The sequence below is a fragment of the Kribbella sp. NPDC002412 genome, assembly GCF_053592935.1.
Window position 1 is genome coordinate 22,371 of record NZ_JBSFBL010000047.1, and the last position, 20,898, is coordinate 43,268.

Here is a 20,898-nt window from a genome sequence, read left to right on the forward strand (position 1 = left end):
CAACACACGAAACATGGAGTAGGACCGTGAGCGAGCAGGTGGAGGACGCCCCGATCGACCGGGGTGGGTACGACTTCAACGTCCTGCAGGCCAAGTGGCGGCCGGTGTGGGAGAAGCTGGACCCGTTCAAGACGCGCGACGACGGCTCGGCGGAGCGCCGGTACGCGCTCACGATGTTCTCCTACCCCTCCGGCGACCTGCACATGGGCCACGCCGAGGTGTTCGCGCTGCACGACGTGCTGGCGCGCTACTGGTTCCAGCAGGGGTACGACGTCCTGAACCCGATCGGCTGGGACTCGTTCGGGCTGCCGGCCGAGAACGCGGCGATCAAGCGCAACGAGCACCCGGCGACGTACACCTACGGCAACATCGAGACCCAGGCGGAGTCGATCCGGCGCTACGGCCTGAGCTTCGACTGGTCGCGCCGGCTGCACACGTCCGACCCGGAGTACTACCGGTGGACGCAGTGGCTGTTCCTGCGCTTCTACGAGCGCGGTCTGGCCTACCGCAAGGCGTCGTTCGTGAACTGGTGCCCGAACGACCAGACCGTGCTGGCCAACGAGCAGGTGGTGCAGGGTCGGTGCGAGCGGTGCGGGCACGAGGTCACCAAGCGCGAGCTGACCCAGTGGTACTTCAAGATCACCGACTACGCGCAGCGGCTGCTGGACGACATGGAGCTGCTGCAGTGGCCGGAAGAGATCCTGCTGATGCAGCGCAACTGGATTGGCCGGTCCGAGGGCGCGTTCGCGGACTTCCAGGTCGAGGGCCGCGACGAGCCGATCCGGGTGTTCACCACCCGTCCGGACACGCTGTTCGGCGCCACCTTCATGGTGGTCGCGCCGGACGCGAAGCTGGCCGCCGAACTGGTCACCCCCGAGCAGCAGGAGGCCTTCGACACCTACCTGGCGAAGGTCAAGGGTGAGACGGAGATCGAGCGGCTGAGCACCGAGCGGGAGAAGACCGGTGTCTTCCTGGGCTCGTACGCGATCAACCCGGTGACCGGTGAGCGGATCCCGATCTGGGCCGCCGACTACGTGCTGGCCGACTACGGCACCGGCGCGATCATGGCCGTGCCCGGGCAGGACACGCGGGACTGGGAGTTCGCGGAGAAGTTCGGCCTGCCGATCGTGCGGACCGTGCAGCCGGAGGAAGGCTTCGAGGGCAAGGCCTACACGGGCGAAGGCCCGGCGATCAACAGCGCGAACGACGAGATCAGCCTGAACGGGCTGGGCGTCGTCGAGGCCAAGGCGCGGATCAGCGACTGGCTGCAGAGCAAGGGCCTGGGCGAGAGCACCATCAACTACCGGCTGCGCGACTGGCTGCTGAGCCGGCAGCGGTACTGGGGCTGCCCGATCCCGATCATCCACTGCCCGTCGTGTGGCGAGGTGCCGGTCCCGGACGACCAGCTGCCGATGGAGCTGCCCGACCTGCGCGGCGCCGACCTGGCGCCGAAGGGTGTGTCGCCGCTGGCGGCCGCCCGCGAGTGGGTCGAGGTCGACTGCCCGAAGTGCGGCGGCAAGGCCGAGCGGGACACCGACACCATGGACACCTTCGTGGACTCGTCCTGGTACTTCCTGCGCTACCTGTCGCCGGACTACACCGAGGGCCCTTTCGACCCGGCCGCGGCCGAGCGCTGGATGCCGGTGTTCCAGTACGTCGGCGGCAAGGAGCACGCCGTACTGCATCTCCTGTACGCGCGGTTCTTCGTCAAGGCGCTGCACGACATGGGTCTGCTGACCGCGGTAGAGCCGTTCACCCGGCTGCTGAACCAGGGCCAGGTGATCAACCAGGGCAAGTCGATGAGCAAGTCGCTGGGCAACGGCGTCAACCTGGGCGACCAGATCGACCTGTACGGCGTCGACGCGGTCCGGCTGACCATGGTGTTCGCCGGTCCGCCGTCGGACGACATCGACTGGGCCGACATGTCGCCGGGTGGCGCGCTGAAGTTCCTGCAGCGGGCCTGGCGGCTGGCGGGATCGGTCGAGGCGCCGCTGGGCTCCGACCCGGCGGCCGGTGACGTCGAGCTGCGCAAGATCACCCACCGGACGGTGGCGGACGCGGCCGAGCTGGTCGACTCGTTCCGGTTCAACGTGATGGTGGCCCGGATCATGGAGCTGGTGAACGCGACCCGGAAGGCGATCGACGCCGGCACGGGTGCGGCCGACCCGGCTGTCCGCGAGGCGGTCGAGACGGTGGCGGTGCTGCTGAGCCTGGTCGCGCCGTACACGGCCGAGGACATGTGGGAGACGCTGGGCCACGAGCCGACCGTCGCCAAGGCCGGCTGGCCGAAGGTCGACCCGGCCCTGCTGGTCCAGGACACGGTCACCTGCGTGGTCCAGATCGCCGGCAAGGTGAAGGACCGGCTGGAGGTGTCCCCGGACATCGCCGAGGCCGACCTGGAGCAGCTGGTGCTGGCCTCCGAGGCGGTCCAGAAGGCGCTGGACGGCCGCGGTGTCCGCAAGGTCATCGTCCGGGCGCCGAAGCTGGTCAACATCGTTCCTGCTTAGACACCGCTAGGCTGCTCAGATGCGTTCTGAGCTGATCGATGTCGCGACCGGCGGCAGCGAGGTCGTCTTCGACCTGACGAGCAAGTGCGAGCAGTTCGTCGACCGAGAGGCCCACCAGGCCCAGGGCGACGGACTGCTGCACGTGTTCGTGCCGCACGCGACCGCCGGGATCGCGATCCTCGAGACCGGTGCCGGCAGTGACACCGACCTGCTGGCGGTCCTCGAGGACGTGCTGCCGCGGGACTTCGGCTGGCGGCACCGGCACGGTACGCCGGGGCACGGTCGCGACCACGTGCTGCCGGCGCTGATCCCGCCGTACGCCACGATCCCGGTGCTCGACGGCCGGATGATGCTCGGGACCTGGCAGTCGATCTGCCTGGTCGACACCAACGTGGACAATCCGCGCCGGCAGGTCCGGCTTTCCTGGCTGCCCGGTTAATGGACCACCCGGTAACAAGGGGCTGAGGAATTCTTGTGACTTATCGTGATGTTGCGGGTTGCGTTACGCATGCGAAACACGATTCCTGTTGAATTGCGGTCATGGCAGCGCTTGACACTCTTCGGGCCCAGTGGGCGGGGCTAGGCACCGAACTCCTGATCCGCGCCACGCGCGGTATCTGCGACGGGAGCCTGCTGAATGCCGAGACCGGTCGCGCCGACACCAGCGCGCGGCTCGAGGACTGGGCCGGAGTGCTTTCTCTCTACACCGGTGAAAATGACTCCGCCTCGGTTCGCGCGACTGCTTGAAACACTTATTTCTGCGCCCGCAGTGATTTCACCCTGAATCATCTCGTTGCTTTTGACAACGGATTCGTGTGATCCAGGCCGCGTTCCGCGCGCCGGTCAGGTCCGCCAAGTTCAGTCCCGTCACGCTATGTTGTGTCAGGAACGTGGGGCCTCAAGAGGGGTGACGGGCTGTGGCGGACGCGGATGGCCGGGCTGACGGCGGGCGGAGTTTCGCCGGTCTGCTGCTCGACTTGAGGGTCCACGCCGCGCTGTCCCAGGAGGAGCTGGCCGAGCGGGCGGGGCTGAGTGTGCGCTCCATCCGCGAGATGGAGGCCGGCCGCGTCGCGCGCCCCCGGAAGGACTCGGTCCGCCTGCTCGCGACCGCCCTCGGGCTGGAGGGCGAGCACGCCGACAACTTCCTGGTCGCGGCCGGGCACGGTAGTCCCCGGCCGGTGATCTCGGTGGCCGCCCCTGCCCCGACCGGACTGCGCTGGCGTGGCACCAGACCGATCCCCGACGGCCTGGTCGGCCGCGAGCAGGAGCTCGTGGAGCTGGAGGGCCTGCTGCGGCAGAACCGGCTCGTCACGCTCGTCGGCCCCGGTGGCGTCGGCAAGACGGAGCTCGCGCTCGCTGCGGCCGACCGATTCTCCGGCGCCGACACGACCGTCGTGGTCGTCGACCTCACGACGGTCCAGCGCGATGCCGCCGTACCGTCGGCCATCCTGGACGCCTTCGGCACCGCACCGGGTACGTCGGACCTGGACGACGTGCTGTCCGGACGCAAGCCGGGCGACCTGGTCATCGTCGAGGACAACGCCGAGCACGTGCTCGACGGGGTGGCGACGGTCGCGAACCGGATGGTGCGCAGCTTCCCGGGGGTCGGCGTACTGGTGACGTCGCGGATCCCGCTCGGGCTGCCGGACGAGGTGGTCCGGCGGGTCGCCGTACTCGACGTGCCGGCCAACGACCAGGACTTCGCCGAGATCAAGGCCAGCCCGGCGGTGGAGATGTTCTGCCGGCGCGTGGCCCGGGTCCGGCCGGGCTTCAGCCTGACCGAGGAGAACGCGCCGACCGTGGCTCGGCTGTGCCGTCGACTGGATGGTCTGCCGCTCGCTCTGGAGCTGGCGGCCGCGCGGGCGGGCTCGCTGTCGGTGGAGACGATCCTGGCGGCGCTGGACGACCGGTTCCGGCTGCTGTCAGGGCCGAGGCGGTTCGGTGCGCCGCACCAGCGCACGCTGGCCGACACGATCGCCTGGAGCGTCGACGCGCTCTCCGACGCCGCTCGGCAGCTGCTGTACCGGGCGTCCGTGCTCGGGTCGCCGTTCACGCTGGACGCAGTGGCGGGCGTGTGCACGGGCGATCCGATCGACGCGTTCGACGTACCGATGCTGCTGGCCGAGCTGGTGGAGAAGTCGCTGCTGCAGCCGGTCCACGAGTTCGAGCAGCTGTACGGCGCCCGCTACAAACTGCTGGAGACGATCCGGGAGCACGCCTACGCCGGTCTGTCGTCGCAGGCGGACGACCTGACCGAGTTCCGGGACCGGGCGGTCGCGTGGTGTTCGACGTACGTGCAAGGGCTCGAGGGCGCCTGGTCGTCGCCGGACCGGGATCGGCGCTACCGGGCGGCGCACGCGAACTCTGCGCTGTTCGAGGTCGCGCTGGAGCGTGCGGCCGAGCTGGGGCAGTGGGACGTCGCCGCGCGGATCGTGCTCGGGTTCCGGATCGCGTGGCAGTACCAGGCGAGCGTGGCCGAGAGTGGCATCCGCTGGGCGACGCTGTGCGCGGAGAACGTCACGGACACCGAGGTCAGTGGCAGGCTGCTGACGATCGCCGGGCGGCTGTCCAATCTGACCGGTGACGTGCGCGGAGCTCGTCGGTACTACGGTCAGGCGCGGCAGCTCATTCCAGGCGAGACAGAGATGGGTCTGCTCGCCCGCAGCGGCTGGGTATCGTCCGGCTCGTACCTGCTCGACACACAGAGCCTGGCCGAGATCCCTGGGCTGGTCGAGGATGCCCGCAAGCACGGCGACGTGCAGCGGTCCGCGACAGTCCAGGGCACCTGCGCCCTCGCCCTGATGCGTTGGGGCCGCCTGACCGAGGCCAAGGAGCTGCTGCTCTCCTGGGAGGCCGAGCTGGTCAACCCGGGCGTCTACCCGGACGAGATCGCCTACATGGCGCTCAGCCGGCTGGAGGTCGAGCTGGGCAACCTGACCGAGGCTCGGCGGCGGGCGTTGCTCGCCCGCGAGGTCCAGGCGTCCGACGACCCGGAGCGCACCAAGGTGGCCGGCTGCCTGGCCATGGTCGAGTACCACGAGGGCCGGTACGACGAGGCGCGGGCGCTGCTCGACGACGCCGCCGCCGACATCCGCGGGCACCGGGGGTACTTCGACTACGTGGTGATGCTCTACCGGTCCCGGCTGGCTCGTGAGGCCGGTGACGCGGAACAGGCGAGGGTCTGCATCCGGGACGCGGTCAATCGGCTCCTGGCCGAAGGGCGGGTCGTGTACCTGCTCGACGTACTCCCAGAGGCCGTGGCCGTGCTGCACGCGCTGGGGAAGTCGGCTGCCGGTGACGTCCTGTGTGGTCAGCTGCTGGCCTGGCAGCGGACGATGGATCCGCCGATGGCGCCGACGGCGTGGGCGGTCCTGCAGGAGTCGTGCGACAGCGCATCGGTCGCCGACGGGTGGCCTGAGCCCGACCCGGCGGCCGCCTTGCAGCGGCTGGCGAACGACGTACTCACCGCGCTTTCGTGACGCGGATCCGCTGAAGCTGCCGGGTAACTGCCGGTCCTTCTGCCTCGTCCTGACATGCCCGCCGGCCGAAGAATTACAGCCGTAGGACAGGTTCGACGAAGCAGAGACCGAAGCCGGGCAGGCAGGGAATGGGCGGTGAACCGTGATGAGGCCATGGTGCTGCGCTGGACTGCCGAACAGCTTGGGGGAGGCGACGCGGAGGGCATCCGGCGGCCGGACGGTGGGGGCGCCGATCGGCTGTCGAGAGCTCCGGAGTGCTGCGACGTGCGGATCTGTCCTGCCTGAACCGGGTGCCGTGCACCGTCAGGGCACCACACCCGGGGCGGGGTCCCAGCACTGGACCAGGCACACGACACAGGGGACGAGTGTCGGTCTGGCTGACACCGGGAAGCCGGCGGGTTTGGTCACCCGCCGGCGGGGTCAGCCGCTGGGGCCTCCCGGGACCTCGACGAGCTCGCGGTCAGACCGGTCCTTCGGGGAACCGGTACGGGGAGTAGCTCGACGAGGACTGAACTCGGCTGACAACGAGGGGGAGTCAGCAATGCACCAAACGCCGGCCACAGGGGAGCCGGCGTGCAGAGGTTAAGCGCCGGGTCTCGGGGGAACTGGCGTGCAGGGGTAAGCGCCGGGTCTCGGGGGAACTGGCGTGCAGGGGTAAGCGCCGGCCGTCGGGGGGCCGGTGTGCGGCGTCGGGCACAGGGGAGCCGGCGTCAGTGGGGTGAGCATCGGCTAGTCGGCGCTGGGATCCAGCGCCGGCTCGCCGGTGTGAGTGCGGCGGCGATGAGGCGGTGCGGGGGAGCACCGGCGAGGCGGCGCTAGTGAGGTGAGCGCCGGCTGACCGGTGCGAGACAGCAGGGCCGACGGGACGGCGCGCGGGGTGAGCGCCGGCGGCACCCGCACGGCCGCGAACGCGGCGGCGGGACATATGTGTCGGCTTCGGGGAGCCGGCGTAGTGAGGCAACGAGCTGACTCATCGGGGAGGTCAGCACAGCGAGGTGAGGGCCCCGGAGGGGTAGGCCTTCACCTCGCTAGCCCGTTGCCGGCTACTTCTTCTTTTTCTTCGCGCTCTTCTCCTCGGCCTCCGCGAGCAGCGCCGCGCGGTCGCCGTACCCGACCATCCACGACGGCTGGAGCCGGCAGTACACGATGTCCGGCCCCCAGCTCGACGGCGAGCTCCCGTAGTACTTGGTCAGGTATGCCTCGATCTCGGCGAAGTCCGGGTGCGCTGGGGTCAGGAACTCCACGTCCCCGTGACTGAACACGCCGATCCGCTCGCCGTCGACGTACGAGATGCTCGCCGCCGGCCTGGCCCGCAACTGCCGCGCCTTCGCCGCCGAGCCGGCCGTGCTGAACACCCAGCGAGCGTGCAGGAAGTGCCCGTCGACCGCACTGATCCGCGGCTCGCCCCGCGCGGTGACGGTGGCGACGTTGAGCGTGCACATGCCGGTCAGAACCCGCACCAGCGCCTCGGCATCCAGCCGGCGGGGGCCCGTGATGATGCTGCGCAGATGCTCCGTCGACCGCTGGTACGCCGCGTCGAGGAGCTCCTGCAGTTCAGTGATCTCCGCTGCTGTCTCCTTCATCTTCCGGAGTCTGACACCGCGCGCAGACAAAAACTGTCCGGTAACCTCGCTTCATGTCAGCCCGCGTGCACGTCGTCACCGACTCCACGGCCGGTCTGTCCACGCACGAGGTGCTCCGCCTGCCGCTGACGGTCGTACCGGTGCAGGTCGTCATCGGCGGTACGTCGTACGACGACGGCGCCACGTCCGCCGACGCGGTCGCGGAGGCGCTCAAGACGTTCACGCCGGTGTCGACCAGCCGCCCGGCGCCGCAGACGTTCGCCGACACGTACGCCGCCTGTGCCGCGGCCGGAGCCGAGTCGGTCGTGTCGATCCACCTGTCCGGCGACATGTCAGGCACCGTCGAGGCCGCCATGATCGGGGCGAAGGAGTCGCCGATCCCGGTCCGGGTAATCGACTCCCGGTCCATCGCGATGGGCCTCGGCTTCCCGGTCCTGGCCGCCGCAGCGGCTGCCGCCACCGGGGCGGACCGGGCCGCCGTCGAGGCCGCCGCCCGGGTCCGGATGTCCTCGATCTCGGCGTACTTCTACGTCGACACCCTCGAGTACCTCCGCCGCGGCGGCCGCATCGGCGCCGCCCAAGCCCTCCTCGGTACGGCGCTCGCCGTCAAACCACTGCTCACGATCAGCAGCGGCCGGATCGTCCCGCTCGAAAAGGTCCGCACCTCGAGCCGCGCCATCGCCCGGCTGGCCGACATCGCCGTCCAACGGGCCGGCGACGGCCCCGTCCAGGTCGCCGTCCACCACCTGGCCAACCTCGAGAAGGCCCACACCCTCGCCGACGGCCTGGCCGACCGCCTGCCCAACGCCGACGAGATCGTCCTCCGAGAGGTCGGCGCCGTCATCGGCGCCCACGTGGGCCCCGGCCTCCTCGCGGTCGTCATCGCCCCGCACTGAGCCTTTTCCACAGGTTTGAAGTCGGCGTTCCAGGGCGGCTCCAGACTCGTACTTTCTCTGGCGTGAAGGTCTTCCGCCGTGCCGCCGGCCCCGACCCGGGTGCGCGCGAGCGTGCGCTGGCACGTCTTGCCGCCAGCGCACCTCGGCACGGCGCAACCGACAGAGAACTGGAGGAGCGTGATGAGGAGGTGCGAGGTGGATGGATCCCCGAAGCCGTCCGGCCCGAGCGACTACGTGATGCCCGGTGGACCTTGTCCCCACGGCACGTCGTGGTCCTGGCCGCCGTACTGTCCATCGGCCTGGCCTGGGCCGCGTGGACAGTGTTCCGAGCCCGCCCCGAGACCCTCCCCGACGCCCGCTCACCGACCACCCTCACGTCTGGCGTTCCGGTCAACCAGCCCTGTCCCGGCGGCCAGCCCTGTCCATCTGCTACTCAACCCTCAACCGGCGCCCAACCCTCATCCGGCGCCCAGCCATCACCTGGCGCCCAGGCATCGCCGGGCGTCCCTGGGCAGGCCGCCGGCACTGTCGTCGTCCACATCGCTGGCAAGGTCCGCCGTCCCGGCCTGGTGCGCGCGCCCACCGGCTCCCGCGTCGCCGACGTGCTCACCCTCGCCGGCGGCCCACTCCCAGGCGTCGACCTCACCACCCTCAACCTCGCCCGCCAGGTCACCGACGGCGAACAGATCGTCGTCGGCCAGCCAGGTGGATCCGTTCCCTCGTCCGCGCCTCCCGGGACCACCCCCAACCCGGCCGCCCCGGCCGGCACACCCGTCAACCTCAACACCGCCACCCTCGACCAACTCGACACCCTCCCCGGCGTCGGCCCCGTCCTGGCCCAGCGCATCCTCGACTACCGCACCCAGAACGGTCCGTTCACCACCATCGACCAACTCCAGGAGGTCCCCGGCGTAGGCCCCAAGAAGTTCGACTCCTTAAAGCCCCATGTCCGCATCTGACCCGACCACCGAGCGGCCCGACGGGCAGTCCGCCGAGCGAGCCGACGGGGAGACCGCCGACGGGGCTGACGGGCTGCCTGCGGACCGGGTCGACGAGCCGCCTGCCGAGCGGACCGACGAGCAGGTCGACGACGAGCGTCGGGAGCGACTCGACGTGCGACTGCTGGCTCCGGCTGCGGCGGGCTGGCTGGCAGCGGTTCTGCTGATCGCTCACCGACCGCTCGTCGGCCTGCTCACCTCAGCCGTCGCCCTCGCCCTCGCCGCCGCGACAGCTCTCCTTGTACGCCGTGCCACCCGATCGACGCCCGGTTGGGCAGCAGTCGGCGTGCTCGTCGTGGTCGCCGGGATGGGCGTGGCCGCGGCCTTGCAGGTCGAGGGTTTACGCGCCGGCCCGGTGACCGGATTGGCGGCCGACAGCGCGACCGTCGGCGTGACGCTGAAGATCGACGGCGATCCGTCAGTACGACGAAGTCCGGGCAGCCGGCGTCCGCCGTACGTAGTGGTGAAGGCAACGATCGAGGAGGTGCGTGCAAGAGGGACCGTGACCCGGGTGAGTACGCCAGTGCTCGTGATCGGCTCGGAGCAGTGGCGACAGGTTCGGTACGGCCAACGAGTCGACACGAGCGGCCGGCTCGAGGCGGTTGAGCAGGGATCCGACGTCGCCGCGATGCTCTCGGTTCGCCTGGCTCCGCGGTTCGTGGACCAGCCGCCGTGGTGGCTGCGTGCTGCCGAGCAGGTCCGCGCCGGCCTCCGCGAGTCCGTCGCCAACCAGCCGGAGGACGTACGCGGTCTCGTGCCCGCCCTCGTCATGGGCGACGAGTCCGGCCTACGCGCCGAGCTGACCGAGGACTTTCAGACCACAGGACTGACGCATCTGTCCGCGGTGTCCGGGACCAACCTGACCCTGTTGCTGGCGTTCGTGCTTCCGATGGCCCGGCTGGTCGGCGTGCGCGCCCGTGGTCTGACAGCGATCGGGCTGATGACGGTTGTCGTGTTCGTGATCCTCGCCCGACCGCAGCCCAGCGTCCTCCGTGCGGCCGCGATGGGGTTGATCGCCCTGGCAGCGATGACGAGCGGCGGGTCGCGTCGCCGGGCCGTGCGGAGTCTGGCGGTCGCCGTGATCGCGTTGCTGCTTCTGGACACGTCGCTCGCCAGGTCGGCCGGGTTCGCGCTGTCCGTGCTCGCCACGGCGGGAATCGTGCTGCTCGGACCGGGGTGGCGGGACGCGCTCGCCAAGTGGATGCCGACCTGGCTTGCGGACGCGATCTCGTGCCCGCTGGCTGCGCAGCTCGGCTGTACGCCGGTCGTCGCCTGGTTGTCCGGCGAGGTCTCGTTGGTTGCCGTAGGCGCCAATCTGCTGGCCGGTCCAGCGGTGGGTCCGGCGACGATCCTCGGGTTCACCGCGGCCGGCGTCGCGCTGGTGAGCACCGAGGCGGCACAGTTGGTCGGCTGGGCTGCGGGTTGGCCGGCCCGCTGGATCATCCTCATCGCCCGCGAGGGCGCCGACCTTCCCGGCGCCGCCAACGCGTGGCCCGCGACTGCGGTCGGCGTCGCCGTACTGACCTTGCTCTGCGTTGCACTCGTGTTCGGCCTGCACCGCATCCTGGCCCGCCCGATCGCGATGGTGACCGCGGTCGTCTTGCTGGCGGTCGTCGTACTGCGTCCCGTCGGTTCGCTCGGCTGGCCGCCCGACGACTGGCTGTTCGTCATGTGCGACGTGGGGCAAGGAGATGGTCTGGTACTGCGAGCCGGCGACGAGGCAGCCGTTGTCGTCGACACCGGTCCTGACCCGGCCGCGATGGATCGGTGTTTGCGCGACCTCGGCGTCGAGTACGTGCCGGTCCTGGTGCTGAGCCATTTCCATGCCGATCACGCCGGCGGGTTGGCCGGCGTACTGAAGGATCGAAAGGTCGACGAGATCGAGGTGACGCCGTACTTCTCGCCACCCGCCGAGTACAAGCGAGTCGTCGACCTCGCGGCACACCACGGCATCGTCCTGCGCACCGTCACCTACCAGGAGAAGCGCGAGGTCGGCTCACTCAGCTGGACCACGCTGTGGCCCGCCCGCGTCCCCGCGCTACCGCCGCCCGGCACGTCCTCAGCGACCTCCACCGACGAAGGATCGCCCGAGAACAACGCCAGTATCACCATGATGGTCGAGCTGTCCGGCCTCCGCATCCTGCTCACCGGCGACCTCGAACCCGAGTCCCAGCGCGCCATCCTCGCCACCGGCGCCGACGTCCGCGCCGACGTCCTCAAAGTCCCCCACCACGGCTCCGCCCAACAAGACCCAGCCTTCATCGCCGCGACCAACGCCCGCCTGGCGCTGATCTCCGCCGGCCAAGACAACGACTACGGCCACCCCGCTCCCAGAACCCTCAGCCTCCTGTCCCACCAATCCACCAAAACGGCCACCACCCTCACCCAAGGCCCCCTGACCATCACCAACCCTGACAACCACCTAACCCTCACCTCCGGTCACCAACCCCGGTCAGGCTGACGAGGCAGTAAAGGTGACGGAGGTGGTGGGGATGGTGGTTTGGGCTTGGTTGCCTAGTGCCCAGGCGGCGACTCGGGAGACTGTGCGGGCCGGGACGGGGTCGCTGACGCCGGGTGCTGCGGGGATGTCGTAGGTGGCGTGCGCGTCGTACGGGAGAACTACGCGGTAGCCGCGGGCGAGGGCTGTGCGGGCGGTTGCTTGTACGCACATCTCTGACATCAAGCCGCAGATCGCGACCGAGCGGACTCCGGCAGCAACAAGAACCTCGCCGAGCGGCGTGCCGTCGAAGCCGTCGTCGCGGGGCTTCCGGATCACTCGCTCGCGTGGCCCGTCCTTGACCGCCAGGTACAGCTCCCAGCCAGGCGTGTCCGGCTCATCGTCCGCGCCTGGAGCCCCGTCGTTCTGCAGATGTACGACGACGGCGCCCGCCTCCCGTGCGCGCTCCAGCAGCTCACCCACCCGCTCGAGCAATCCCTCCGCATCAGGGACGGCGTCCGTCCCGGAGACAAACGCGGTCTGCACATCCACCACAACAAGCGCATCCACAGGCGCCACTAGGTCAGTCACACCCCCCATCCTCACCACTCAACGCCACCCCTTCCAACGAGTTTCCGCCAGCCCAGGCCGCGCGGGGCGTGGTGGGAAGGAGGGGCGGGGGTGTCGCGGGTGGGAGGAGGGCGCAGGGTGGGGGTGTGTGGCGGGTGGATGGTTATCGGGCGTGGTTGCGGGAGGTGGGGCGGGTGGCGGCGAGGAGGGCTACGGCGGCCACTACGCCGAAGGGGATGGCTTCCCATTCGTGGACTACGCCGACCTTGAAGGCGGTGAAGTAGAGCATCCAGATTGCGTAGACGATGACTCCGATGCGGCCGAGGTAGTGCCCGCGGGCGAAGGCTACGGCGGCGACCAGGCCGCAGAGCGAGATGAACTCGTACGTGACGACGAAGGTCGCGCCGGCGAGATCCCAGCCTTCTAGGCCGGTGAAGTAGATCGCGCCATACGCCCCGAACGCAGCAGTCAGCCCAGTCAGCACCGCCGCAACCAACACACTCACCGGCAAGCGCCCCGCCCGCACCGCCTCTGCACTGCCGGCGGTGGTGTGGGTCGCACCGCGAGCCCCGGCGGGGCGCGCCTGCGCGTCGTTGGCGGGAGCACCGGTGGTGGCCGGCTGCATGCTCCCGGCATGTCTGGGGGCGGTGGTCCTGGTAGGGGTGGCGGGTTGGTGCCTCAGGTTCTCGGTTGGTGTTGGCATGGCTTGGCCTTGGGGGTTGGGGGATGGGGGTTGGTTGTTCTGGGTTGTTGTCATGGGTTCACGGTGCGGGTTGGGGTGTCCCGGGGGACACGGGTGTGGGTCTTGAGTTGGGTCGGGACTTGGTGTCCCGTGACGGGGGGACATTGGGCCGGGATGATGCGGGTATGGGGGTTGTTCTTGGTGGGTTGGCGGTGGTGGCCGGGATCGTGGCTGCGGGGTTGCATGCGGTCAATGCGGCGGCGGGGCGGAGTAGTGAGCCGTCGTTCTGGTTGATGGGGGTTGCGGCTGCGGTGGCCTATGGGGCGGCCGGGTTGCTGGTGCGGCTCAGCGGTGCAACAAGGGTGCGGCTGCTGCTTGTGCTGATCGGCGTCACCCAGGGGATCGCCGTACTCAGTCAGGAGGTTGCGCTGCTCGTGCCGGGCTCCGGAGTCGGGCACTGGCTGATGTGGTTGGGCTCATGGATGTGGGCACCGGGGTACGCCGCCATCGCCGTACTGCTGCCGCTGTTGCTGCCGGACGGTCGGCTGCCGACGAACCAGTGGCGGCCCGTGCTGTGGCTGACGTGGGCTGCGGTCGTGGCGACCGGGGTTGTCTGGGCGCTGACGCCGTACGAGTCGCAGGACTTCCCGGAAGCGTTGCAGGGGTTGACGAACCCTACAGGTGTGGCAGCAGTCGCGGAGCCAGCTGTGTGGAGCGTGGTCGGCGTGTTGCTGGTCGCGGGCGTCGTCGCGGCGTTCGCGTCCTTGCTGGTGCGGTGGCGGCGGGCCGCCGACGTGGAGCGGCAGCAGCTGAAGTGGGTGCTGCTCGGCTACGCGTGCACGGTGGTGCTGTTCGTCCTCGCCAGGTTGGTGCCGGTCGAGGTCACCGGTCTTGTCGCTGGCCTCGCGATGCTGCCACTGCCATTGGCCATCGGCATCGCGGTCATGCGGTACGGGCTGTGGGACGTCGAGGTCGTCATCTCCCGGGCGCTGGTGTACGGCGGCCTGTCCGCACTGGTCGCCGGTCTGTACGTCGCGGCGGTCTGGCTACTCGGCAACCGCCTAGGCGGCACGACGGGAGCGCCCATCCTCGCCACCACAGTCGTTGCCCTGGCCGCACTACCACTCCGCTCCTGGCTGCAACGACACGTCAACCGCCTCGTCCACGGCGACGTCGACGAGCCGTACGCCGTACTGGACCGCCTGGGCGATCGCCTGGCGGCAGCAACCACTCCCGACGACCTGTCCGAACGCATCCTGCCCTCAGTACTCGATCAGGTCGCCCGCTCCCTCCACGCGAGGCAAGCCACCATCACCCTCCGGGACGGCCTGGTCGCCACGTCTGCCGGCTCCACAGTGGAGGGGTACAGACTGTCCGTGAGGTTGGAGTTCGGCGGGGAGGGGCTTGGGGAGCTGACTGTTTCGCGGGGGAGCGAGTTCGACGGGTTCGAGCAGCGGGCGCTGGGCCGACTGGCGGGGCAGGCGGCGGTCGCGGCTCACACGGTGTTGCTGGCGAGAGAGAGCCGGCGGGCCCGGGAGGCGATCGTCGTTGCGCGGGAGGAGGAGCGGCGGCGGCTTCGGCGGGACCTGCATGACGGCGTGGGGCCTTCGCTCGCGGCGCTGGCGTTGCATGTCGAGACAGCGCGGGACATCGCGGGCGATGACCCGGAGGCGGCTCGGGAGTTGCTCGATCGGCTGGTTCCGCGGCTCAACGCGGCGGTAGCCGACGTACGGGCGCTCGTGCACGAGCTGAGGCCGCCCATGCTGGACGAGTTGGGGCTGGCGGACGCCGTACGCGAGCTGGGCGATCGGCTGTCGACCGGTACGACGAGGGTGCAGGTGGAGGTGGACGACATCGCCGCACTGCCCGCCGCGATCGAGGTTGCGGCCTATCACATCGCGGGAGAGGCAACGGGAAACGCGGTTCGGCACGCGGGTGCTGGGACCGTGGCTGTGCGGGTCCAGGAAGCCGATGGGTGTCTGCGCATCGACGTCGTCGACGACGGCAGCGGGCTGCCCGAGCAGGTGAAGCCTGGCGTCGGTACGTCATCGATGCGTGAGCGGGCCGAGGAGCTCGGCGGGCAGCTGACCATCGACTCCGGCCCGGCCGGTACCAGGGTGACCGCGTTGTTGCCGAGGGGAGCGTCATGACGGTCCGTGTGCTGGTTGTCGACGATCATCCGCTGTACCGGGAAGGCCTGGTCACCGCGATCTCGACGATGACCGGCAAGGAGGTCGTGGGCGAGGCAGGCGATGGGGCGGAGGCGGTTCGGCTTGCGGCCGAGCTCGTTCCCGATGTGGTCGTGATGGACCTGCACATGCCGGTGATGAACGGGGTCGAGGCGACTCGGCACGTGACCGGTGAGAATCCGGCGATCGCCGTACTGGTGCTGACGATGCTGGAGAACGACGAGTCGGTGTTCGCGGCGGTGCGGGCCGGGGCGCGGGGGTATCTGCTCAAGGGAGCTGATCGGGCGGAGATCGGGCGGGCGCTCGACGGAGTCGCGCATGGCGAGGTGGTGTTCTCGTCCGCGATCGCGAGCCGGGTCTTGTCGTACTTCGCGGCAGGCCGGGCGGGGGCGGAGGTGTCGCCGTTCCCGGAGCTGACCGAGCGGGAGCGAGAGGTGCTCGATCTGGTGGCTCGCGGGCTGACGAACGCTGCGATTGCCAGGCAGTTGGTGGTGAGCGACAAGACGGTCCGCAACCACGTGTCGAACGTCTTCGCGAAGCTCCACGTCGCGGGTCGGGCCGAAGCCGTAGCCCGTGCGCGGGACGCCGGCCTCGGCCGGTGACACGGGTGGAGGTACGGCGAGGGGGTGTCGGTGGGGTGTGGGAGGGTTGGGGCGTGGCTGCTCGTAGGGGTTCTGCGCCGAAGCTGGGCGATGTGCTGCTGGTGACCGGGGCCGAGGCGTTCTTGGCGGATAGGGCGGTGCGGTCGGCGATCGGGGCGGTGTCGAAGGGCAGCGCCGAGGTCGAGGTGACCGAGGTGGATGCGTCGACGCTGGACGTCGGGGTGTTCGCGGAGCTGACCGGGCCGTCGTTGTTCGCGACCGAGCGGGTGCTCGTGCTGCGGATGCTGGAGAACCTGCCGTCCGAGATGGCGCCGCACCTGATCGAGTACGCCGGCTCCCCGGCGGACGACGTACTGGTCGTGCTGGTGCACTCCGGCGGGCAGAAGGGCAAGGCCGTCCTCGACAAGTTGCGCAAGGCATCGGTCAACGAGGTGGTCGCGACCGCGCCGAAGGCGTGGGAGCTGCCGCAGTTCGTGGCCGGGGAGATCCGGTTGCACGGCGGGACCGTGGACGAGCGGGCGGCGTCGGCGCTGGTCGACGCGGTCGGGCACGACCTGCGGGCGCTGGCCGGGGCATGTTCGCAGCTGGTGTCGGACTCGGGCGGCCAGGCGGTCACGGCGGAGCTGATCGGTCAGTACTTCGGGGGTCGCGCTGAGGTGACGAGTTTCGCGGTCGCGGACGCGGCGATCGCGGGGCGGACGGAGCCGGCGCTGGAGCAGTTGCGGTGGGCGCTGGACTGCGGGGTCGCGCCGGTGCTCGTCACGAGTGCGATGGCGGGCGGGTTGCGCGGGCTGGCGAAGTACGCGAGCGCGCCCAGCGGTCTGCGGGAGGCGGATCTGGCGCGCGAGGTCGGCGTACCGCCGTGGAAGCTCAAGCAGCTGAAGCAGCAGTCCCGAGGGTGGACACCCGGTGGGCTGGCGACCGCGATCAAGGCCGTGGCGCAGGCCGACGCGGACGTGAAGGGCGCCTCGGGCGACGCCGGGTATGCCCTCGAGCGGATGGTCATCACCGTCAGCCGCTCCCACGGCCGCCGCTAGCCGGACGGCGAACCCGACGCAGGAAACCCCAGCTGGAATCAGCTGGGGTTCGGGTACGCAAAAACGATCGGCCTGCCCAGTGGGTGGCCGATCGTTTGGCGTTGCCTAGAGGGAGGCGGCCTTCTTGAAGATGGACGACTTCCGGTTGGCGGCCTGGTTGGCGTGGATCACGCCCTTGCTGGCAGCCTTGTCGAGCAGGCGGCCCGCCACCTTGGCGTGCTCCTGCGCCTTCGCGGCGTCGCCGGCGTCGGCGGCCTCGCGGAAGCGGCGAACAGCCGTCTTGAGGGTCGACTTCACCGACTTGTTGCGAAGTCGCGCAGCCTCGTTCTGGCGGTTGCGCTTGATCTGGGACTTGATGTTCGCCACGGAGCAGAGCCTCGATCAGGTGTGTGCGGTCAGTACAGGAAAGTGTCGCGCGCACAAGTGAGCATCACCCGTGGGGGCGCGAAGGGCCAGATTACCAACAACCCTCAGTCATCACCAAACCGGCGCCACCCACCCAACCACAGACCGCACCATCCGGTTAACGGACGGTTCCCGCGACCTCGGGGCCTGCCAGGACGATACTGGCGCCGTGGGGGCGGCGGTACAGCACGATCCTGGGCTCGCCGGCCGGGCGGAGGAGCAGGAGCTCCTCGCAAAGGCTCTACAGGGGGCGGCGAGCGGGACCCCGTGCGCGCTGGTGGTCGAAGGCGAGGCGGGCGTCGGCAAGACGAGCCTGGTCCGCGACGCCTGCGGTCGGCGGGAGCATGCACAGGTTCTGTGGGGCACCTGTGTGAACTTCGGGGCATCCTCCGTCCCGTTCGCGCCGGTCATCGGCGCGCTTCGGACCCACGTCGCGGACGACATCGCTCAACTCGCCCAGGCCCTCGGGGGTGCACACCCGACGGAGCCGGGCCAGCTGCTGCCCCGGATCGACGACGCCTTCAACCGCCTCGCGCAGCGGGCGCCGACGATCCTGGTGATCGACGACCTCCAGTGGGCCGACCGTACGTCGCTCGACGTCCTCGCCTACCTGATCGCCGGCTTCCGCAACCAGCGCCTGGCGTTGCTGATGACCTGCCGGGACGAGCACCGCGGCGAAGGCCATCCGCTCCACGGCTGGTTCGCGGACATGCGCCGGATGCCGTCGTTCGGCGAGGTGCACCTGGACCGGCTGACGGTCGCCGGCACCGAGGAGCAACTGGAGACGATCCTGGGCCGCGCAGTCGACGCCGGGTTCGCGGCCGAGGTGTACGGGCGGTCGGGCGGCAACCCGTATCTCACCGAGCTCCTGGTCCGCAGTCACGACAAGGCGCCGACCGCACTCCGTGACGCGCTGCTCGCGACCTGGCACGGATTGTCGCCAGGCGCCCGGCAGACCACGCGCGTCCTCGCGGTCGGCGGCCGGCCGATCGAGCTCGAGGTACTCGCGGCTGTCGCGAGCGACCGCGGCGTCGATCCGGAGCAGGTGCCCGGCTACTTGACTGAGGCAGCGGACGAGGGCGTCGTACGCAACGACGGAAAAGGCCGCGCGTGGTTCCGGCATCCGCTGCTCGCGGAGGTCCTGTATGACGCCCTGCCACACGGCGACGCGGTCCGGATCCACGCGTCGTTCGTCCGGGTGCTCGAGTCCCGGAGCGACGAGGCCGCAGCCGACCTCGCGGTCCACAACCACCGAGCCGGGAGGGTGAACGAGGCATTCCGCTGGTCGCTCATCGCAGCAGACCACGCAGCCGAGCTCCACGCCTCGACAGTCGAGTCACTGCACCTGGAGCGAGCCTGCTCCCTCTGGGCCCAGCTCTCACCAGCCATCCGCGGCTCACGCCACGACCACATCGACCTGCTGCGCCGAACGTGGGACGTGTGTGAGACGGCCGGTCGCTACACCGTCAGCCTCGAGTACGCACGCCAAGCGATGGAGCTCGTCGACCGAGACTCCGAGCCGCTGCTCGCGAGCAACTTGCTGCTCGCGTCGCAAGACTACGTGCATCCACAGTCCGCCGGTAGGAAAGCCGTCAACGATCAGCTGCTCGAGGCGTTGCGGTTGACCGATGGACATCCGGACTCTGCGGAGCGCGCGTTTGCCCTGGAGGCGATGGCTTTCGCCGAGGCCTGGGACGCAGTGAGAGACCCGGCGGCCGGTCGCAGCGGACTGGCACACGTCGAGGAAGCGATTCGCGTGGCGCATCGGTCGGGGAACGAGGTCGCGCTCGCCGCGGCCCTCGCCACCCGGGCCTTGCTCTACCTGCACACCGGTGCGGGCGATCCGCTCCCGGCAGCAGAGGAGGCAGAACGAGCCGGACGAAGGTCCGGGGACCCGCACCGGATGGGCGTCGCGGTGACCTGGCGGGTGAACGCTCTGGGGAAGGAGGGCCGTTTCACCGAGGCGGCAGAGGTGGCCCTGCGGGCCGCGGAGGAACTCCACGCGCTGGGCGCGTCCTGGGAACACTTCGTCGGCCAGCAGGCCGCCGACTGGTTGTTCGTCGTCGGGCGCTGGCGCGAATGCCGCGAGGTGCTCCGGCGGGGCCTGGCAGCCAGGTGTGACGGCATCATCGGCGCGGCGGTCAGACTGTGTTCGGCGCAGCTCGCCCTGCACAGCGGGCGGCTGACGGAGGCCAGGCTTCACCTCGACCGCGCGCTGGAGATGGTCTCGGAGGACTACGCGGGACTGCGATCGTCGTTCAGCTTCGTGAAGGCGGAGCTTCTGATCGCCGAAGGCGAGGCAGAGCGGGCGTTCGACTGGCTGGTCAACCGGGAAGCGGCGGTTGTGGGCGCCGATGACCAGGACGAGATCCTCGGCATCGCCAACGCCGCGGCGGCGGCTGCGTGTGCAGCGCGGGACGCCGGTGATCTCGCCGGTGCGGATCGCGTGGTCGCCGTACTGGACGGACTCGTGAAGCAGTTGCCGGGTGCCCCGTTCAGCACGGCACGCGTCGACCCCCTCAGCAGGGCAAGGCACCTGGCGGTGTTCGAGGCTCAGGTCGCGCGGGCGCACGACGACGAAGGCCAGGGGGCGTTGTGGCGGGTGGCGGCGGACAGGTGTCAGGAAAGCGGCATGCCCTGGTATGAGGCGAGATCCCGCCTGCGCGCGGCGGAGGCGATGGTCGTGGACGGATCGTCGCGCTCCGTCGCGCGGGACGAGCTACAGGCGGCGCATCGGATTGCGGGGGAGCTGGGGGCCGTTCCGCTGCTGCGTGAGGTCGAGGTTCTGGCGAGGGCGGCGCGGATCGATCTGCGGCAGCCTGTTGTCGAGGTTGCGGCTGAACGGTCCGATGCGCTCTCAGCCTTGACTGCTCGGGAGCGGGAGGTGCTGGCGCAGCTGGTGGCCGGGCGGTCCAACGGGGAGATTGCCAAGGCGTTGTTCATCAGTGGGAAGACCGTGAGCGTGCACGTGTCCAACATTCTGCGGAAGACAGGTACGGCGACGCGCACCGAAGCAGCCGTCCTGGCTGAGCGATTGGCCGCTCGCGACAGAACCTAGGCTTCGGCGGCTGATTTCAGGCGGAGGAGGGTGGTGTGGATGCCGGCCAGGTTGCGGCGGGTGCGGTCGCCGAAGAAGGGGCGGAAGAGGGCTCGGAAGGCGGCCGGGCGGTGGTCGGTCCAGGACTCCGTGACCTCGCAACCGCCGCCCGAGGAGGGCGCGAAGTCGTAGGTCCAGAGCGAGATCGGGATCGGGCCGAAGTGGATCGTGAAGCTGAAGCGCTCGCCGGGTACGGCGTCCACCACCCGCCCGAACGTGAACCAGCGGACCGCGCCGACCCGGTTGTGCCCGACGAACCGCGCTCCCGCTGCGGGGCCCGGCGTACGCCTGGACCAGGTCACCCGGGTGCACTCCGGGCTCCACTCGCCCATCCGCGGCAGGTCGCTGACCAGGCCGTACACCGACAGGGCCGGGGCGGACACCGTGATGGACTCACTCAGATCCGGCATCAGGTC

The 20,898-nt window shown here is 70.0% G+C and carries 16 protein-coding genes; 11 read left to right on the forward strand and 5 right to left on the reverse strand.

Translation table 11 applies throughout. The features are described 5' to 3' along the window. Nucleotides 1-38: 38 nt before the first annotated feature. The 4 genes from leuS to ACWCOV_RS31050 all read left to right on the forward strand — a co-directional run bounded on the left by leuS (nucleotide 39) and on the right by ACWCOV_RS31050 (nucleotide 5,986). Nucleotides 39-2,507, forward strand: coding sequence for a leucine--tRNA ligase (gene leuS, locus ACWCOV_RS31035; protein WP_449832918.1), 2,469 nt, complete (start codon nucleotides 39-41; stop codon nucleotides 2,505-2,507). A 19-nt stretch (nucleotides 2,508-2,526) separates the two neighbouring features. Next, nucleotides 2,527-2,946 (forward strand): YjbQ family protein, encoded by a 420-nt coding sequence (locus ACWCOV_RS31040; protein WP_449832880.1) that lies wholly within the window; start codon nucleotides 2,527-2,529, stop codon nucleotides 2,944-2,946. Between the two features lie 101 nt (nucleotides 2,947-3,047). Further along, nucleotides 3,048-3,254, forward strand: coding sequence for a hypothetical protein (locus ACWCOV_RS31045; protein WP_449832881.1), 207 nt, complete (start codon nucleotides 3,048-3,050; stop codon nucleotides 3,252-3,254). Nucleotides 3,255-3,424: 170 nt separating this feature from the next. Then, nucleotides 3,425-5,986: an ATP-binding protein gene (locus ACWCOV_RS31050; RefSeq protein ID WP_449832882.1), complete on the forward strand. Its 2,562-nt coding sequence runs from the start codon at nucleotides 3,425-3,427 to the stop codon at nucleotides 5,984-5,986. Between the two features lie 1,043 nt (nucleotides 5,987-7,029). On the opposite strand, the gene ACWCOV_RS31055 is transcribed toward ACWCOV_RS31050, so the two are convergent. Beyond that, nucleotides 7,030-7,569 carry a pyridoxamine 5'-phosphate oxidase family protein gene (locus ACWCOV_RS31055; RefSeq protein WP_449832883.1) on the reverse strand — a complete coding sequence of 180 codons (540 nt, stop codon included), beginning with the start codon at nucleotides 7,567-7,569 and terminating at the stop codon, nucleotides 7,030-7,032. 53 nt (nucleotides 7,570-7,622) lie between these two features. Between ACWCOV_RS31055 and ACWCOV_RS31060 the strand changes: the two genes are divergently transcribed. From ACWCOV_RS31060 to ACWCOV_RS31070, 3 genes are all read left to right on the forward strand, one after another. Continuing rightward, nucleotides 7,623-8,465, forward strand: coding sequence for a DegV family protein (locus tag ACWCOV_RS31060; protein ID WP_449832884.1), 843 nt, complete (start codon nucleotides 7,623-7,625; stop codon nucleotides 8,463-8,465). A 62-nt stretch (nucleotides 8,466-8,527) separates the two neighbouring features. Next, nucleotides 8,528-9,424 (forward strand): helix-hairpin-helix domain-containing protein, encoded by an 897-nt coding sequence (locus tag ACWCOV_RS31065; RefSeq protein ID WP_449832885.1) that lies wholly within the window; start codon nucleotides 8,528-8,530, stop codon nucleotides 9,422-9,424. Next, nucleotides 9,411-11,924, forward strand: a complete 2,514-nt coding sequence (locus ACWCOV_RS31070) for a ComEC/Rec2 family competence protein (protein ID WP_449832886.1) — start codon at nucleotides 9,411-9,413, stop codon at nucleotides 11,922-11,924. Before ACWCOV_RS31065 ends, ACWCOV_RS31070 begins: the two co-directional genes overlap by 14 nt. Here ACWCOV_RS31070 and ACWCOV_RS31075 read toward each other — a convergent pair. Continuing rightward, entirely contained in the window at nucleotides 11,916-12,491 is a 576-nt protein-coding gene (locus tag ACWCOV_RS31075; protein ID WP_449832887.1) for an isochorismatase family protein, read from the reverse strand. The genes ACWCOV_RS31070 and ACWCOV_RS31075 overlap by 9 nt on opposite strands. A 142-nt stretch (nucleotides 12,492-12,633) precedes the next feature. Then, nucleotides 12,634-12,975 (reverse strand): hypothetical protein, encoded by a 342-nt coding sequence (locus ACWCOV_RS31080; RefSeq protein ID WP_449832888.1) that lies wholly within the window; start codon nucleotides 12,973-12,975, stop codon nucleotides 12,634-12,636. A 362-nt stretch (nucleotides 12,976-13,337) separates the two neighbouring features. Here ACWCOV_RS31080 and ACWCOV_RS31085 point away from each other — a divergent pair, with 362 nt between their 5' ends. From ACWCOV_RS31085 to holA, 3 genes are read left to right on the forward strand one after another with little or no spacing between them, the layout of a single operon-like run. Further along, nucleotides 13,338-15,302: a sensor histidine kinase gene (locus tag ACWCOV_RS31085; RefSeq protein WP_449832889.1), complete on the forward strand. Its 1,965-nt coding sequence runs from the start codon at nucleotides 13,338-13,340 to the stop codon at nucleotides 15,300-15,302. Further along, nucleotides 15,299-15,943 carry a response regulator gene (locus ACWCOV_RS31090; protein ID WP_449832890.1) on the forward strand — a complete coding sequence of 215 codons (645 nt, stop codon included), beginning with the start codon at nucleotides 15,299-15,301 and terminating at the stop codon, nucleotides 15,941-15,943. Before ACWCOV_RS31085 ends, ACWCOV_RS31090 begins: the two co-directional genes overlap by 4 nt. Nucleotides 15,944-15,996: 53 nt before the next feature. Further along, nucleotides 15,997-16,980 carry a DNA polymerase III subunit delta gene (holA, locus tag ACWCOV_RS31095; protein ID WP_449832891.1) on the forward strand — a complete coding sequence of 328 codons (984 nt, stop codon included), beginning with the start codon at nucleotides 15,997-15,999 and terminating at the stop codon, nucleotides 16,978-16,980. Between the two features lie 105 nt (nucleotides 16,981-17,085). Here holA and rpsT read toward each other — a convergent pair whose 3' ends face one another. Next, complete coding sequence (rpsT, locus tag ACWCOV_RS31100) at nucleotides 17,086-17,346, reverse strand: 30S ribosomal protein S20 (RefSeq protein ID WP_360532297.1); 261 nt, start codon at nucleotides 17,344-17,346, stop codon at nucleotides 17,086-17,088. A 208-nt stretch (nucleotides 17,347-17,554) separates the two neighbouring features. On the opposite strand from rpsT, the gene ACWCOV_RS31105 reads away from it, so the two are divergent. Next, on the forward strand, nucleotides 17,555-20,443 hold the full coding sequence (locus ACWCOV_RS31105; protein WP_449832892.1) for a helix-turn-helix transcriptional regulator: 2,889 nt from the start codon (nucleotides 17,555-17,557) through the stop codon (nucleotides 20,441-20,443). Here the strand turns inward: ACWCOV_RS31105 and ACWCOV_RS31110 are convergent. After that, nucleotides 20,440-20,892 carry an SRPBCC family protein gene (locus ACWCOV_RS31110; protein WP_449832893.1) on the reverse strand — a complete coding sequence of 151 codons (453 nt, stop codon included), beginning with the start codon at nucleotides 20,890-20,892 and terminating at the stop codon, nucleotides 20,440-20,442. The genes ACWCOV_RS31105 and ACWCOV_RS31110 overlap by 4 nt on opposite strands. Nucleotides 20,893-20,898: the final 6 nt, after the last annotated feature.